Annotated in this window: 17 protein-coding genes; 12 read left to right on the top strand and 5 right to left on the bottom strand. The window is 67.8% G+C overall.

Features of this window, described 5'->3' with window-relative positions:
* Positions 1 to 17: 17 nt before the first annotated feature.
* The 9 genes from ACLJEU_RS00930 (at position 18) to ACLJEU_RS00890 (ending at position 7,487) form a co-directional block, all read left to right on the top strand.
* The gene (locus tag ACLJEU_RS00930) at positions 18 to 572 is read left to right on the top strand and encodes a YeeE/YedE thiosulfate transporter family protein (protein ID WP_414663547.1); all 555 of its coding nucleotides are present in this window, start codon (positions 18 to 20) and stop codon (positions 570 to 572) included.
* Between the two features lie 12 nt (positions 573 to 584).
* Positions 585 to 1,175 carry a YeeE/YedE thiosulfate transporter family protein gene (locus ACLJEU_RS00925; RefSeq protein WP_414663548.1) on the top strand — a complete coding sequence of 197 codons (591 nt, stop codon included), beginning with the start codon at positions 585 to 587 and terminating at the stop codon, positions 1,173 to 1,175.
* A gap of 31 nt (positions 1,176 to 1,206) precedes the next feature.
* On the top strand, positions 1,207 to 1,413 hold the full coding sequence (locus ACLJEU_RS00920) for a YgaP family membrane protein (RefSeq protein WP_414663549.1): 207 nt from the start codon (positions 1,207 to 1,209) through the stop codon (positions 1,411 to 1,413).
* A 193-nt stretch (positions 1,414 to 1,606) separates the two neighbouring features.
* Positions 1,607 to 3,274, top strand: coding sequence for an FAD-dependent oxidoreductase (locus ACLJEU_RS00915; RefSeq protein WP_414663550.1), 1,668 nt, complete (start codon positions 1,607 to 1,609; stop codon positions 3,272 to 3,274).
* 35 nt (positions 3,275 to 3,309) lie between these two features.
* Positions 3,310 to 4,455, top strand: a complete 1,146-nt coding sequence (locus tag ACLJEU_RS00910) for an efflux RND transporter periplasmic adaptor subunit (RefSeq protein WP_414663551.1) — start codon at positions 3,310 to 3,312, stop codon at positions 4,453 to 4,455.
* Positions 4,452 to 5,663 carry an ABC transporter permease gene (locus ACLJEU_RS00905; protein WP_414663552.1) on the top strand — a complete coding sequence of 404 codons (1,212 nt, stop codon included), beginning with the start codon at positions 4,452 to 4,454 and terminating at the stop codon, positions 5,661 to 5,663. The genes ACLJEU_RS00910 and ACLJEU_RS00905 overlap by 4 nt, the downstream gene beginning before the upstream one ends.
* Complete coding sequence (locus ACLJEU_RS00900; protein WP_414663553.1) at positions 5,660 to 6,397, top strand: ABC transporter ATP-binding protein; 738 nt, start codon at positions 5,660 to 5,662, stop codon at positions 6,395 to 6,397. Before ACLJEU_RS00905 ends, ACLJEU_RS00900 begins: the two co-directional genes overlap by 4 nt.
* Positions 6,387 to 7,013, top strand: coding sequence for a class I SAM-dependent methyltransferase (locus ACLJEU_RS00895; protein ID WP_414663554.1), 627 nt, complete (start codon positions 6,387 to 6,389; stop codon positions 7,011 to 7,013). The genes ACLJEU_RS00900 and ACLJEU_RS00895 overlap by 11 nt, the downstream gene beginning before the upstream one ends.
* A 75-nt stretch (positions 7,014 to 7,088) precedes the next feature.
* Entirely contained in the window at positions 7,089 to 7,487 is a 399-nt protein-coding gene (locus ACLJEU_RS00890) for a DUF302 domain-containing protein (protein ID WP_414663555.1), read from the top strand.
* Positions 7,488 to 7,542: 55 nt separating this feature from the next.
* Here ACLJEU_RS00890 and ACLJEU_RS00885 read toward each other — a convergent pair whose 3' ends face one another.
* Both ACLJEU_RS00885 and ACLJEU_RS00880 read right to left on the bottom strand, forming a co-directional pair.
* The gene (locus ACLJEU_RS00885; protein WP_414663556.1) at positions 7,543 to 8,379 is read right to left on the bottom strand and encodes a DUF4405 domain-containing protein; all 837 of its coding nucleotides are present in this window, start codon (positions 8,377 to 8,379) and stop codon (positions 7,543 to 7,545) included.
* A 51-nt stretch (positions 8,380 to 8,430) separates the two neighbouring features.
* Entirely contained in the window at positions 8,431 to 9,192 is a 762-nt protein-coding gene (locus ACLJEU_RS00880; RefSeq protein ID WP_457795328.1) for a DUF2202 domain-containing protein, read from the bottom strand.
* A 407-nt stretch (positions 9,193 to 9,599) separates the two neighbouring features.
* Here ACLJEU_RS00880 and ACLJEU_RS00875 point away from each other — a divergent pair, with 407 nt between their 5' ends.
* The gene (locus tag ACLJEU_RS00875; RefSeq protein ID WP_414663558.1) at positions 9,600 to 9,890 is read left to right on the top strand and encodes a hypothetical protein; all 291 of its coding nucleotides are present in this window, start codon (positions 9,600 to 9,602) and stop codon (positions 9,888 to 9,890) included.
* A gap of 220 nt (positions 9,891 to 10,110) precedes the next feature.
* Here the strand turns inward: ACLJEU_RS00875 and ACLJEU_RS00870 are convergent, their stop codons facing one another.
* Positions 10,111 to 10,578: a DUF3106 domain-containing protein gene (locus ACLJEU_RS00870; protein WP_414663559.1), complete on the bottom strand. Its 468-nt coding sequence runs from the start codon at positions 10,576 to 10,578 to the stop codon at positions 10,111 to 10,113.
* Positions 10,579 to 10,586: 8 nt separating this feature from the next.
* Positions 10,587 to 10,979: a hypothetical protein gene (locus tag ACLJEU_RS00865; protein ID WP_414663560.1), complete on the bottom strand. Its 393-nt coding sequence runs from the start codon at positions 10,977 to 10,979 to the stop codon at positions 10,587 to 10,589.
* A 162-nt stretch (positions 10,980 to 11,141) separates the two neighbouring features.
* On the opposite strand from ACLJEU_RS00865, the gene ACLJEU_RS00860 reads away from it, so the two are divergent.
* Positions 11,142 to 11,627 (top strand): helix-turn-helix domain-containing protein, encoded by a 486-nt coding sequence (locus ACLJEU_RS00860; protein WP_414662711.1) that lies wholly within the window; start codon positions 11,142 to 11,144, stop codon positions 11,625 to 11,627.
* Between the two features lie 89 nt (positions 11,628 to 11,716).
* Positions 11,717 to 12,208: a transposase gene (locus ACLJEU_RS00855; RefSeq protein ID WP_457795291.1), complete on the top strand. Its 492-nt coding sequence runs from the start codon at positions 11,717 to 11,719 to the stop codon at positions 12,206 to 12,208.
* 7 nt (positions 12,209 to 12,215) lie between these two features.
* On the opposite strand, the gene ACLJEU_RS00850 is transcribed toward ACLJEU_RS00855, so the two are convergent.
* Positions 12,216 to 12,764: an RNA polymerase sigma factor gene (locus tag ACLJEU_RS00850; RefSeq protein WP_457795327.1), complete on the bottom strand. Its 549-nt coding sequence runs from the start codon at positions 12,762 to 12,764 to the stop codon at positions 12,216 to 12,218.
* Between the last annotated feature and the right edge of the window lie 64 nt (positions 12,765 to 12,828).

Below are 12,828 nucleotides of genomic sequence, written 5' to 3'. Positions count from 1 at the left end.
CGTCTCCACCCCCCTTCATGTCCTCCACGTCTTCCACTCCGGGCTTTCTGCGCCAATCGCGCTGGAACCCCTACGTCGTCGGCGCCGCCATCGGCGTGCTCAGCTGGGCGGTCTTCGCCCTCGTCGACAAACCGCTCGGCGTCACCACGTCGCTCACCGGCCTGGCTGGCGCGTGCGCGGCACCGTTCATCGGCGCCGACACCGTGGCGGCCAACACCTACTTCAAGAGCCACGTCTTCAAATGGGACTACGGCATGCTGTTCCTGGGCGGCATCGCGTTGGGCGGTTTTCTCTCCGCCGTGGTCTCCGGTAGTTTTCGCGCCGAGACGGTTCCCCTGGTCTGGCGCGAACGCTTCGGTTCGTCCGCGCCCAAGCGCTTCGCCGCCGCGTTCCTCGGCGGCATCCTCGCCATGTTCGGCGCGCGCCTCGCCGACGGCTGCACGAGCGGCAACGGCATCAGCGGCAGCCTCCAGCTCGCGGTGGGCGGATGGACGTTTTTTCTCACGCTCTTCGCCGCGGGCATCGTCACCAGCCTCGTGCTCTTCGGCTCCAGCCGCTCGGCCAACCCCTAATCGCGCCCCACCATGCTCACGCTCGCTGCCGTCACTCCTCCCGTCACCGGTTCCACCGCATTGGTCGCCGCCGTCGCGCTCGGCGCGGTCTTCGGCGTGCTGCTCCACCGTGGCGGCGTCGCCAACTACAACGTCATCGTGAACCAGTTTCGCTTCCGTGATTTCACGGTCCTGAAAATCATGATGACGGCGATCATCGTCGGCGGCCTCGGCGTGCTCGCCCTGAATTCCGCCGGCCTCGCCAACTACCACATCAAGGCCGCCAACATGCTCGGCATCGTGATCGGCGCCGCGATTTTCGGCGTGGGCATGGTGCTCTACGGCTACTGTCCGGGCACCGCCATCGCCGCCGCGGCATCGGGGAGTATTCACGCCGTGGTCGGACTCGCCGGCCTGCTCGTGGGCGGGACGCTCTATGCCTTCAGCTTCCCGTGGATCGCGAAGCACATCCTGCCGGTCGGCGCCCTCGGCAAGGTGCGCCTGCCCGATGTCTCCGGCGTACCCGCACTGGTGTGGTTTGCCGCCCTGATCGCGATCGCCCTCACGGTATTCGTCCTCATCGAGCGCACCGAGCGCCGCACCCTCTGTCCGCAGTCAAACTGAGATCGGCCTCACGTCCGCAACTCCACCAACCATGAAACCCAACGTCGGCGGCATCGACCGCACCCTTCGCATCATTCTCGGCCTCGCGCTCCTCGGCGCCGGATACTACTACAAGAATTGGTGGGGCCTCATCGGCCTCGTGCCGATCCTCACTGCGCTTGTGCGTTTCTGTCCGGCTTATCTGCCGTTCGGCCTCAGCACCTGTGCGGTGAAGCGCGACGACCGCTCGCAGTCGTAACGATCCGGGCGCACGCCTGGCTCATTCGCCAAGGCATGCACCTCGCGCGCGCCCGACGGCTCCTCCGCCGTCCATTTCGAGGCGGGTCAGAATCTACGACCGCCGCAATTCGGTTTCATCCCAGCCGGCAGCCACTCGTCCGGGACCGACTCGCTCGGCCTACAGCCACGTGGTTTCCCATCTTCCTCCCGCCATGTCCACTCCCCTGCGTTTCGTCATCGTCGGCGGCGTTGCCGCCGGCGCCTCCGCTGCCGCCCGCGCCCGTCGTCTCAGCGAGTCTGCCAGCATCACGCTGATCGAACGCGGCCCCGACGTCTCCTTCGCCAACTGCGGCCTCCCGTATTTCATCGGCGGCGAGATCAAGCAGCGCGATGCACTCGCCGTGCACACGCCGCAAACGCTGAAGGCCCTGCTCGCCCTGGACGTGCGCACGAGCACCGAGATCATCGCCATCGACCGGCCAGGACAACGCGTGCAGTTCCGCGATCTGGCCGCCGGCACCACCGGGTGGCTGCCGTACGACAAACTCCTGCTCGCCCCCGGTGCCGTCCCGCTGCGCCCCGCGCTGCCCGGCATCGACGACCCGCGCGTCCTCACGCTGCGCTCGCTCGGCGACATGGATCGGATCAAGGCCGCCGCCACCCACGCCACGCGCGTGACCGTCATCGGTGCCGGCTTCATCGGCCTCGAAATGGCCGAACAACTCCAGCGTCTCGGAAAAGCGGTTACACTCGTCGAACTCACCGACCAGGTGCTGCCGCCCCTCGATCGGCCGATGACCCGCCTGCTCGAGGACGAACTTCGCAAACACCATGTCGACCTCGTCCTCGGCGACGGCATCACGGCCTTCGAACCCGGCGATCCGCTGACCTGCCGCCTCGCGTCCGGTCGCGCCGTGGCCGCGGATCTGGTCGTGCTCAGCATCGGCGTGCGACCCGACACCGCACTCGCCCGCGACGCCGGTCTCGCGCTCGGTCCGCGTGGCCACATCCGCGTCAACGGCTTCATGCAAACGAGCGATCCCGCGATCTACGCGGCCGGCGACGCGATCGAAACCGAGGACTTCATCACGCACGAGCCAGTGTCCGTGCCGCTCGGCGGTCCCGCCAACCGCCAGGGCCGGCTCGCGGCCGATCACAGCTTCCACCCCACAACCACCCAGCCGTATCCCGGCTCGCTCGGCACTGCCATCGTCCGCGCGTTCGACGTCGCGGCGGGACTCACGGGCTGGACCGAGAAACGTCTCCGCGCCGCCAGCCGCTCATTCCGCACCGCCACCGTCAACGACAATCACCACGCGGGCTATTTTCCGGGCGCCAAGCCGATCCTGCTGAAACTGATCTGGGAACCGGTCACGGGGCGCATTCTCGGCGCGCAGGTCACCGGCCTCGCCGGCGTCGACAAACGGCTCGATGTGCTCGCCACCGCCATCACCGGCGGACTGACCATCGACGATCTGGCGCAACTCGAACTGTCCTACGCGCCGCCGTTCGGCGCCGCCAAGGACATCGTCAATCTCGCCGGCTTCACCGCCTGCAACACCCGTGACGGCCTCGTCACGCCCGTCGACGTCCTGCCCGACGACCCCACGGTGCAGATCCTCGACGTCCGCCCGCCGCCGCTGGTCGCCGCGCATCCGCTCCCGCGCGCCGGCACGATCAACATTCCCCTCGGCGCGCTCCGCGCGCGACTCGGCGAACTCGATCGCACCCGGCCCGTGATCACGGTCTGCGCTCTCGGGAAGACCGCCTACTTCGCCGCCCGCGTGCTCGCGCAAAACGGGTTCCAGGTCTCCGCCCTGACGGGCGGCATTCGCGCGCACTTCGATCCGCGCTCACCCGCCAAACTGCCCACGCCGTGAACGTATAGTTCCACGCTCATCCCCGAGGACCGATCATGAAACTCCTTTCCGTCCGCGTCCTCAAATGGCTGGCGATTCCAGCCGTTGCCGCCGTCACCATTTACTGGATTCGCTTCGCACCGGTCGCCGCCATCGGCCACACGGTTGCCACGGCGGATGTGAGCGGCGAGACGCTCGGCACGGGCACGCTGGAAGCCCGCCTGGCGGCTTCGATCAGTCCGCGCCTCACGGGCCGCCTCACCGCCGTCCTGGTCGACCAGGGCGATCGTGTCACCGCGGGGCAGTTGCTGGCCACGCTCGATGACGTCGAAGCCCGGCGTCACCTCGAGGCGGCCGAGGCGGGCAGCACCGCGGCCGCGGCCACCACCGCGCGCATTCGGACCGACGAGGCGCGCGCCGCCGCCGTGCTGAAGCGGGCGCAACTCGAACACGCCCGTGCGGTGTCGCTGGCCGACAGCCGCAGCGTCGCCGAATCCGAACGCGACAAAGCCACCGAGCAGTTGCGCATCGCCGAGGCCGATCTCGCCCGCGGCCGCGCCGCCATCGCCGAAGCCGTCCAGGCCGAGGCCGCCGCCGCGCGCCAGGTCGCCCTGCAACAGGAACTGCTCGCACACACGCGGCTCGTCGCGCCGTTTGCCGGCCTCGTGGCCCGCCGCGACCGCCACCCCGGTGACGTCGTCACGCCGGGCTCCACGGTGCTTCACTTGATCGCCACGGAGGAGATCTGGGTCTCGGCCTGGGTCGACGAAACGGCCATCGCCCGGCTCGCGCCGGACCAGCCCGCCCGCGTGGTTTTTCGCGCGGAGCCCGACACGCCGTATCCGGGCCGCGTCGCGCGTCTCGGTCGCGAAACGGATCGGGAGACGCGTGAATTCCTGGTCGACGTGCGCGTCGACCGCCTCCCAGCCAACTGGACGCTCGGCCAGCGCGCCGAAGTGTACATCGAGACCGGACGGCGCGCCGGCGTGGTCGCGCTGCCACCGGCGTTCCTGTTCCACCGCGATGGCGTCTCCGGAACCTGGGTACAGCGTGACGGCCGCGCCCGCTGGCAGCCAATCGAGCCGGGCCTGCGCGGCGCCACGCTCGTCGAGATCCGCACGGGCCTGAAAGCGGGCGACCGCGTGGTGCGTCCCGCGGTCACCGGTGCCTCGCTCGATGGCCGTCGTCTCACTGCGCCGTGAACCTCGCCGTCCAGGACATCCGCCACAACGGCGGCCGCTTTGCGCTCACCGCCGCCGGCATCGGGCTGCTGCTCATGATCGTGCTCGGCATGGGCGGCATCTATGCCGGCCTGGTCCATGAAGCCACGCTGCTGATCGAGCGGCTCGACGCCGATTTGTGGGTCGTGCAGCACGCCACGCGCGGCCCCTTCGCGGAAATCTCCCGCGTCCCCGCGAACCTCGCGCCGCGACTCGAGGCCGTCCCGGGCGTCGCCACCGCCCGCCGCTTTGTCTCCCACACCGTGCAGCGGGAACGCGCCGGCCAGCCCTGGCGTTTCGCTGTGCAGGGACTCGACTGGCCCGGTGATCGCGGCCAGACGCTGCCGCTCGTCGCCGGCCGGTCGCTCGGCCAGGCGCATTTCGAGGTCATCGCCGACCAGTCGCTCGGTCTGCCGCTCGGCGAGCGCGTCCGGCTCGGCCAGGATACGTACACGGTCGTCGGGCTCACGCGCGGCATGACGTCGTCGGCCGGCGATCCGCTGACGTTCTTCACCCTGCGCGACGCCCAGTCGGTGCAGTTCGATCTTCCCGGCGAAGCGATTCGACTCGAACGCGCCGCGCGTCGGGCGCGTGCCGGCACCAGCGACCTCGGCTTGCAGCAACCGGCGTTGCTCGAGCGCGCCGGCAATGCCGCGGCCGGTCTGCCGGCGCTCGCGCCGCCCTCGGTCAGCGCAATTTTGGTGACCGTGGCACCGGGCGCCGACGCCACCGCCGTCGCCCGCATCATCGCGGGCTGGCCCGATGTGTCCGTGTACACGCGCGCGGAGCAACGCGATCTGCTGTTGCGCGGCAGCGTCGACCGCGCCCGCCGTCAGATCGGACTTTTCCGCGCGGTGCTCGTGCTGGTGTCGGCGATCATCATGTCGCTGATCATCTACACGCTGACCTTGGACAAGGCGCACGACATCGCGATGCTCAAGCTCATCGGCGCGCGCAACCGCGTCATCATCGGCCTCATCCTGCAGCAGGCGCTCGTGCTCGGCGCCGTCGGCTACGCCATCGCGTGGACGCTCGGCCAGTGGATTTTTCCAGTGTTTCCCCGCCTCGTGCTGATCACGCCGCCCGATCTGCTGCTGCTGGCCGGCATCGTGCTGCTGATCTCGGTGGCTGCGAGCGGCCTCGGGATCTGGAAGGCGCTGCGCATCCAGCCGAACATCGTTCTCTCGTGAATCCCGATCGCACTGCCACCCTATCGCCGGTGCCCGCGGCCCCGCGGGAACTGGCCGTGCACGTCGAGGATCTCACGAAGATCTACGGCAGTGGTAACACGGAGGTAATCGCCGTGAAGAACGCCAGCTTCAGCGTCGCGCGCGGCGAAGTTGTCGCCCTGCTCGGACCGAGCGGCTCCGGCAAATCCACGCTGCTCACCGCAGTGGGCCTGATCAATCCGCCCACGAGCGGACGTATCGCCATCGCCGGTACGGACGTGATGGACGGCCCGCGCGCGCTGGTGGAACTCCGTGCGTTCCGGCGGCACCATCTCGGCTTCGTTTTCCAGAAGGCCAACCTGATTCCCTTTCTCACGGCCCGGCAGAACGTGCAGGTCGCGCTCGAGATCAACGACGTCGCACCCCGGGCCGCCCGGCAGCGCGCCGGAGAGTTGCTCGACCACCTGGGCCTGGGCGATCGGTTGAACAGTCTGCCGTTCATGCTCTCCGGCGGACAGCAGCAGCGCGTCGCCATCGCCCGGGCGCTCGCGAATCGTCCCGGTCTCATCCTCGCCGACGAACCCACCGCGGCCCTCGACGGCCATCTCGGCCGACAGGTCATGACGCTCTTTCACGACATCGCGCACGAGCAGCGCGCCGGCGTGATCGTCGTGACCCATGATCCACGTTCGCTCGACCTCTTCGATCGCATCCTCGAAATGGAAGACGGCATCCTCCACGCCCGTGACCACTGACCCCTCGCACTGGAACGACCGTTTCACCGGCCCCACCTACTACTACGGCACGGAGCCCAACGCCTTCGTATCCGCGATGGCTGGACACGTTCCCGCCGGGCCCGTGCTCTGCCTCGCCGAGGGCGAGGGGCGCAACGCCGTGTTTCTCGCCGGACACGGCCACGCCGTGACGGCCGTTGACGCTTCGTCGGTCGGCCTAGCCAAGGCCCGGGCGCTCGCCGAAGCCCGCGGCGTTGCGCTCGCCACCGCGGTCGTCGACCTCGCAGCGTACGCTATCGCCCCTGGCCACTGGGCGGGGATCGTCGCCACGTTTGCGCACGTGCCGCCCGCCGTGCGCCAGCGCATGCACGCGCAGGTGGTGGCCGGCCTGCGGCCCGGCGGCGTGTATCTGCTCGAGGCCTACACGCCGGCGCAACTGGCCTTCGGCACCGGCGGCCCGAAGGATCCCACGCTCTGCATGACGCTGACGGCGTTGCGGGAGGAGCTGCGCGGTCTCGACTTCATCATCGGGCGGGAATGCGAACGCGACGTCATCGAGGGTCGCGGTCACACCGGCCGTGGCGCGGTCGTGCAGGTGGTGGCCCGCCGGCCGGAAGTTACCCAACGCAAGGACTGAACCGAACCTCCGCGCCCTGCCACGGTCTGCGTCCACGTTCCCCTCTCTGCCCGGCCATCGCCATCCGTCCCTCGCATGAAAACCGACTTCGTCCTCACCCGCTCCACCACGCAGCCCCTCGAAACCGTTTGCACGCGCCTGGCCGAGGTGTCGCAGCGGCATAAGTTCGGCGTCCTCGCCACGCACAACCTGCGCGAGAAGATGGAGAGCAAAGGCGTTCCGTTCAGTCGCGAATGCCGCGTGATTGAGGTCTGCAATCCGCTTCAGGCCCAGCAGGTCCTGAATCAGGCCATCGAAATTTCAACTGCGCTGCCGTGCCGGATCTCCGTTTACGAAGAGAACGGCCGGACCATCCTGGCCACCATCAAACCCACGTCACTGCTGACCCTGTTCGGGGTCGCAGGCGCGGCCGCGGCGGCGCAGGAAGTCGAGGACACGATGGTGGCGATCATGGACGAAACCTGCCGCGGTTAGGCGGGAAACGGGTGACACCGACGCGCGCCGGACCCGGGGCCGGCGCGCGCGAGGTTCAGGGCGTCCGGATCACTTCCAACAGGTCGTACGGCTTGCGCCCGTTGCTCGAGGCGATCTCGCGCAGGGTCTGCGTATCCTCACAGCGGATGCCCTTCGCCGCCAGCCGGGCGCGGGCCAGCTCCAGCGCGATTCCCTCCTCCGTGCACAGTTGCGCGAGTGTTTTCCAACCCGGCCCGCCGCCCGCCTTGCCCTCCGCGTGTCCGCCGGCGGCACCGGGAGCCGTCACGATGATCGTGTAGATCTCGCGGGCCGGCAGCTTCGCCCGGTCGGCGATCGTCTCGACGATGGTGTCGGGCGTGAAGCTCGTGATGCCGCGCGCGGCAAGACGCGCCGTGGCGGCGGCCAGGTCCACGCCGCCCTGCGTGGCCAGCGCCGTCAGGGTCAACCGTTCCGCGTGGGGAATCGGCGCCCGCTCCGCCGGCCGATCCCATCCTTCCTTCAACGCTTCATTCCAGGCCAGCAGGGTGGAAAACGGCGCCACACCCGCCCGCGTCCCGGCAAACACCAGCACGCTCACCACCGCGGCCACGGCCCACTCGCGACGGAAACCGAGGCTCCGTTGCGCCCGGGTCTTGAAGTAGCTGACCATCGGCCGCCAGTTGAAGCCGAGGTGCACGGCGGTCATCACGAGGAAGACCGCCGCGAACCAGATGTGCAGGCCGCCCCAGTCGCTCTTGCGCAGGCCCAGCATGGTCCAGTTGGTCCAGTTGGCGACGCGCCCTGGCGGAGCGAGAAAGAGCACCACGCCGCTCAGCGCAATCATCGCGAAGCCGAGGGCGACGAGCACACTGGTGAACGCACGCCACTGGAAACGTTGGGGATGTTCGTGCATGGTCGGGGAAAGTTGAGTTGAAGTTTCTTCAGTACCGAAGGGCGCGGCGGGTTACGAACGACCGCGGCCACGGCCCGCGCTCATCCCAAGACCCGGCCCCATGCCGCGGCCACCTTCGCTGATCATCGCCTTGAACTCCTCCGCCGTGAGGACCTTGGGGGCGTAGGTGATCCCACGCGACGCCAGCACGCCGACAAATGCGTTGAGATGGTGGCCCGACGCGGTCTTCAACGCCGTCGCGGCTTCCTTCAGCGCCGCACTATCAGTCGAGGCGATCAGGGTTTGCAGATCCGCGATGTCCTGCTCCTCGACGAAGGCCGACGCCCGCAGCGCGCTGTCGGCCGATTCCAGTCCCAACGCCAACAGCGCATCGTAGCGTTGCTGCACCTCGACCGAGGCAAAGCGCCCGGCCACCGCCACCGGTGCGGTCAGCCCGGCGCGCAACGCCAGCTGACGCAGCACCGCTTCGTGGCGGGCTTCGGCGACCGGAATGTTTTCGAAGGGCCGCAGGGCCCATTTGCCGGCAAACGCGAGGTAGAGTTCGCGCGCCATCCGCTCTTCATCGATCTGGAACAGCAGCCCGGTCTGGGCCGCGCTCCCGAGGACGAGCGGGGTGGAGTCAGACGTCACTGCGGTGCACGTCCCGGCACAATCGGACGGACCGGCCCCCTTGCAGGCCTGACTGCCGGCAGTGCAGCCGACAGGGGTAGCGGGAGTGGCGACGGCGGGACCGCGTTGACCGGAAGCCGCCAGCGCCAACGGCGCCAACGCGAAACTGAGCAGGACACTGAGTGAACAGGAGTTCGTTTTCATAGGTTATGGCAGGTTCTGCCTGATCAAACTCCGGCGCCGCGCGGATATTACAAGGGACGAACGATGGTCGCCGATCGGGCGTGCCCGGCTCTTCGCCGGAACCGTTCAGTTGAAAGGTGAAAGTTGAACGGTGAAAGCCACCAATCCCCAGCAGGAGCCAACGGACCTAGAGTGCGGGCAGGTTTCCACCGACCGGGTGCGTGACTGAATTCGAACCCAATCGACGGTGGTTGGATACGATGTCCTGAGGGCACCCCGGTGTTTCCGGTTCTTTCAACTTTCACCTTTCAACCTTCAACTGCATGTGTCCGTGGCTGAGCGGCGCCCGACCGGCGGCGGTACAGCGAGCACGCCCTGTAATGTCGCGCGTTCGCCGGGGTTTGATCAGGCGAACCCGATTCAAACTCATGAAAACAAATCGTATCGTCGTCCTCGCCCTCACGCTGAGCGCGCTGATCCTCAGCCCCGCCGTAGCCGCCGCCGGACGCGGCGCCGGTGGCTCCGGACGCGGCCCAACCGTGCGCACGCCCAGTCCTGCCAATCCCGATTGCAGCCCAAACCAGGATGGCGGCGGCAGCGGCCGCACCGCGCCCGTGAATCCCAGTCGGACACCCAAGCGCGACGGCACCGGCGGACCCAACAAGCCCGCCAATCCGGCCGGCCCGCAGGACGGATCAGGTGCGCCGCCGCGCGGCTGATACCAATCGCGCTTTGCCTTTGGACTTTAGCGGTAGCTGCGAGCGCCAGCGAGTGGTCGTTCGGCCACTCGCTGGCGCTCGTAGCCACGATCGATCCAGAAGTCCAAATGCGAGCAGCGTTTGGTATGATTCTCCCGACAGAAAGCAACAAGCCGGGTCCAACGACCCGGCTTTTTCCTGCGCAGGAAAGGCCCACCGGCCAAAGCCCGCCGGCCGATCCTCACGGCTTCGCCGCTTTGTTTTTCAGATACTCCTCCGTCAGCTGCCGGCGGTAATTCAAGCGCGCCTCCGGATCCAGGGACTGAATCCTGTTTTGAATCTCGGTCCGGCGTTCCGGCGTGGCGCCCTGCATCATCTCGCGCCACGCGTCCTGCACTTCACGCGGCATCCCACCCCAGCCCTGACGCAGTTGTTGCCGCTGCCCTTCCGGCAGCTGGCGGTATTTGTCCATCTCGGCGCGCAGCGCGGCCCGCTCCGCCGGTTTCATGGCCCGGATCCGCGCCAGCACCTGCTGCATCTGATCGAGTTCGGCATCGGAGAGACCGAGAAACTGCTCGACGGCCGCGAACTCCTTCACGTCCGGGCCCGGCCGGGCGGCGGGTTTCACCGGCTCAGCGCCGCACGCGGTTAACACACCGACAACGACAACGACGAGAGCAAGGACAAGACGGGCGGGAAACGTTTTCATGGCGGGGGTCAGATCCTGGGTTGGGGCGGGACAGGCAGGTGCAGCAAGGCGTCGCGGTTCTCGGCATCGAGCAACACCGCGGCCCGACCGAGCACCACTTCCATGGCAAAGAGCTCGGCCAGGCGCGGCGAGACCTCGACCACGGTCGGCGAGGTGGGCGATTCACGGAACGCTGGCGTGAACACCAGCAGCGCGACGGCCACGACCGCCACGCCGCCGAGCGCCAGCGCGCCGCCCCAGCCGAGCCACGTCCAACGCCGCGCGGGCGGCGGGGCCGTGCGGAGTTCACGTTTGAGTGCGACCCAGCGCGCTTCGAACTCCGGCGTCGTGTCGCGATAACGGCGGGCGAGCAGCGCATCGACCTGGTCGTCGCCGGATGGATGGGGGTGCGGAGTGTTCATGAGAGTGCCTCCATTTCAGTTTTGAGCAGGTGTCGCGCCCGGTGCACCAGCACCCGCAACGCGTTTTCGGTGATGCGCAGCGCCGCCGCCGCCTCCGGGTAATACCAACAGCCTCTAACATTTAGACTATACAAGCAGGTCGCTTTGGAGTAGTCCGGGGGCATGGCGAGAACTCTACCGAAACTGGGCGAGGAAGTGGTGGCACAGATTGAGGCGGCGTGGACGCAGTCCCAGCCGGACTGGGCGCGGCGGCGCCTGCTGGTGGTGCGGCTGATCGCGCAGCACGAACTGACGGTGGCGGAGATCATGAAGATTGCGGATGTGTCGCGGCAGACGGTGTTCACGTATCGGGACAAGGTCGTCGCCGGCGGCGTGGCCGCTCTGCTGCAGCGGGGCAAGGCGCCGGGAAACCGGCCGGCCGTGCGTGGGGCCGTGCAAACCGAGTTCCTGGAACGGTTGGCCGCCGGGCAGTTCCGGCGAGCGAAGGACGCCCAAGCTTGGATTAAGAAGCGCACCCGCAAAACCCTCAGTGAGAGCGGTGCCCTCAAGGTGCTGCGCCGGTTGGGCGGTAAGCTCAAAGTGCCCCGCAAGAGCCATGCGAAAAGGATCCCGCGAAAGCCGCGGCCTTCAAAGTCGAACTGCCCCTGAAACTGGAAGCGCTCGCCGGTCCGGCCGCGCGCACCGGACAACCGGTGCGGTTGTGGGTGCTCGATGAGCACCGCTATGGCTTGTTGCCCGTGATCCGTCGGGTCTGGGGCCAACGCGGGGTCCGCGTGCACGCCCCGTATGCGACGCGTTATCAGTGGGGCTACCTCCACGAGGCGCTGGAAGTCGATGGCGCCAACCGCCTGGAACTACTGTTCACCCCGTGCATCGACCAAGACGTGCATGCGCTGTTTCTTCAACAGCTCGGCGCCACGGACCCGGCGGCGTTGCATGTCGTGATCCAAGACCAGGCCGGCTTCCACCTGCCACTCGCTGATCCGCGCTTGCCCAAGAACGTCCGACTGCTGCCCTTGCCGCCCTATAGCCCAGAACTCAATCCGGTCGAGAAACTCGGTGACTTGGTGAAGGACCAGATCTGCAATCGACTCTATCCGAGCCTGCGCCGCCTCGAAGATCATCTGCTCGCCGCGCTGCGACCGTGGCGCACCGAGAGCGCCCGCGTCGCGGAGTTGATTGGCCGCGGCTGGCTACTCGACGGCGTAAACGCTGGCGCGCCAACCTAAAGTCTAATTAATAACGGCGATTGGTATAACTCACCTGTTGCTGTTGCACCAGCAGCAGTGCGGTGCGCGATTTTTCCGGCAGGCGCATCATGGCCTGCTGAAACACCTCTTCGATTTCGTGCAGCCGTTGCGTGGAATCCGCCAGCCCGGGCACCGCATCGAAGAGCTCCGGCGGCACCGGACTCGCGGGCTTGCGCCGCCGCCGCCTCCACTCGTTGCGCACCAGATTCTCCGCAATGTGGAACAGGTACGTGGAGAACTTCGCCGTCGGTCGATAGTCCCGCGCCGCCCGATGGAGCCGCACAAACACCTCGAGCGTGAGGTCCTCGGCATCGGCGTGCGACCCGAGCGCACGGTAAAAGAAACTCAGCAGCGGCAATTTCCACCGATCGAAAAGACGTTGCAGCGCCGACTCGTCCCCGTCTGCCAGCCGGGCCAGCCAGACCGCATCCTCGTCGACCGCCGGGCCCACAGGCTCCGCCGGCCCGTCGATGCCGATCGGGAAGAGCCATCGGATCCAGTCCATCAGATCGATTGTGTGCACGAATGCGTTCACCACCGGTGAAACCCCGCCGGGGAATCATTATTACATTCCGAGCCGCACGCCAAGCGCCGAGCCC

It is taken from the genome of Terrisphaera buseokensis, assembly GCF_047521145.2.
Classification (GTDB): domain Bacteria; phylum Verrucomicrobiota; class Verrucomicrobiia; order Opitutales; family Opitutaceae; genus ER46.
Note: the sequence above shows the minus strand (reverse complement) of the source record. Positions and strands in the feature narration are given on the sequence as shown.

Bases quoted from the DNA above. Each gene is read 5' to 3' on its own strand.
- ACLJEU_RS00930 (WP_414663547.1), top strand. From the start codon at position 18: ATGTCCTCCACGTCTTCCACTCCGGGCTTTCTGCGCCAATCGCGCTGG.
- ACLJEU_RS00910 (WP_414663551.1), top strand. From the start codon at position 3,310: ATGAAACTCCTTTCCGTCCGCGTCCTCAAATGGCTGGCGATTCCAGCC.
- ACLJEU_RS00860 (WP_414662711.1), top strand. From the start codon at position 11,142: ATGGCGAGAACTCTACCGAAACTGGGCGAGGAAGTGGTGGCACAGATT.
- ACLJEU_RS00885 (WP_414663556.1), bottom strand. From the start codon at position 8,379: ATGCACGAACATCCCCAACGTTTCCAGTGGCGTGCGTTCACCAGTGTG.
- ACLJEU_RS00865 (WP_414663560.1), bottom strand. From the start codon at position 10,979: ATGAACACTCCGCACCCCCATCCATCCGGCGACGACCAGGTCGATGCG.
- ACLJEU_RS00880 (WP_457795328.1), bottom strand. From the start codon at position 9,192: ATGAAAACGAACTCCTGTTCACTCAGTGTCCTGCTCAGTTTCGCGTTG.
- ACLJEU_RS00875 (WP_414663558.1), top strand. From the start codon at position 9,600: ATGAAAACAAATCGTATCGTCGTCCTCGCCCTCACGCTGAGCGCGCTG.
- ACLJEU_RS00925 (WP_414663548.1), top strand. From the start codon at position 585: ATGCTCACGCTCGCTGCCGTCACTCCTCCCGTCACCGGTTCCACCGCA.
- ACLJEU_RS00920 (WP_414663549.1), top strand. From the start codon at position 1,207: ATGAAACCCAACGTCGGCGGCATCGACCGCACCCTTCGCATCATTCTC.
- ACLJEU_RS00890 (WP_414663555.1), top strand. From the start codon at position 7,089: ATGAAAACCGACTTCGTCCTCACCCGCTCCACCACGCAGCCCCTCGAA.
- ACLJEU_RS00870 (WP_414663559.1), bottom strand. From the start codon at position 10,578: ATGAAAACGTTTCCCGCCCGTCTTGTCCTTGCTCTCGTCGTTGTCGTT.
- ACLJEU_RS00915 (WP_414663550.1), top strand. From the start codon at position 1,607: ATGTCCACTCCCCTGCGTTTCGTCATCGTCGGCGGCGTTGCCGCCGGC.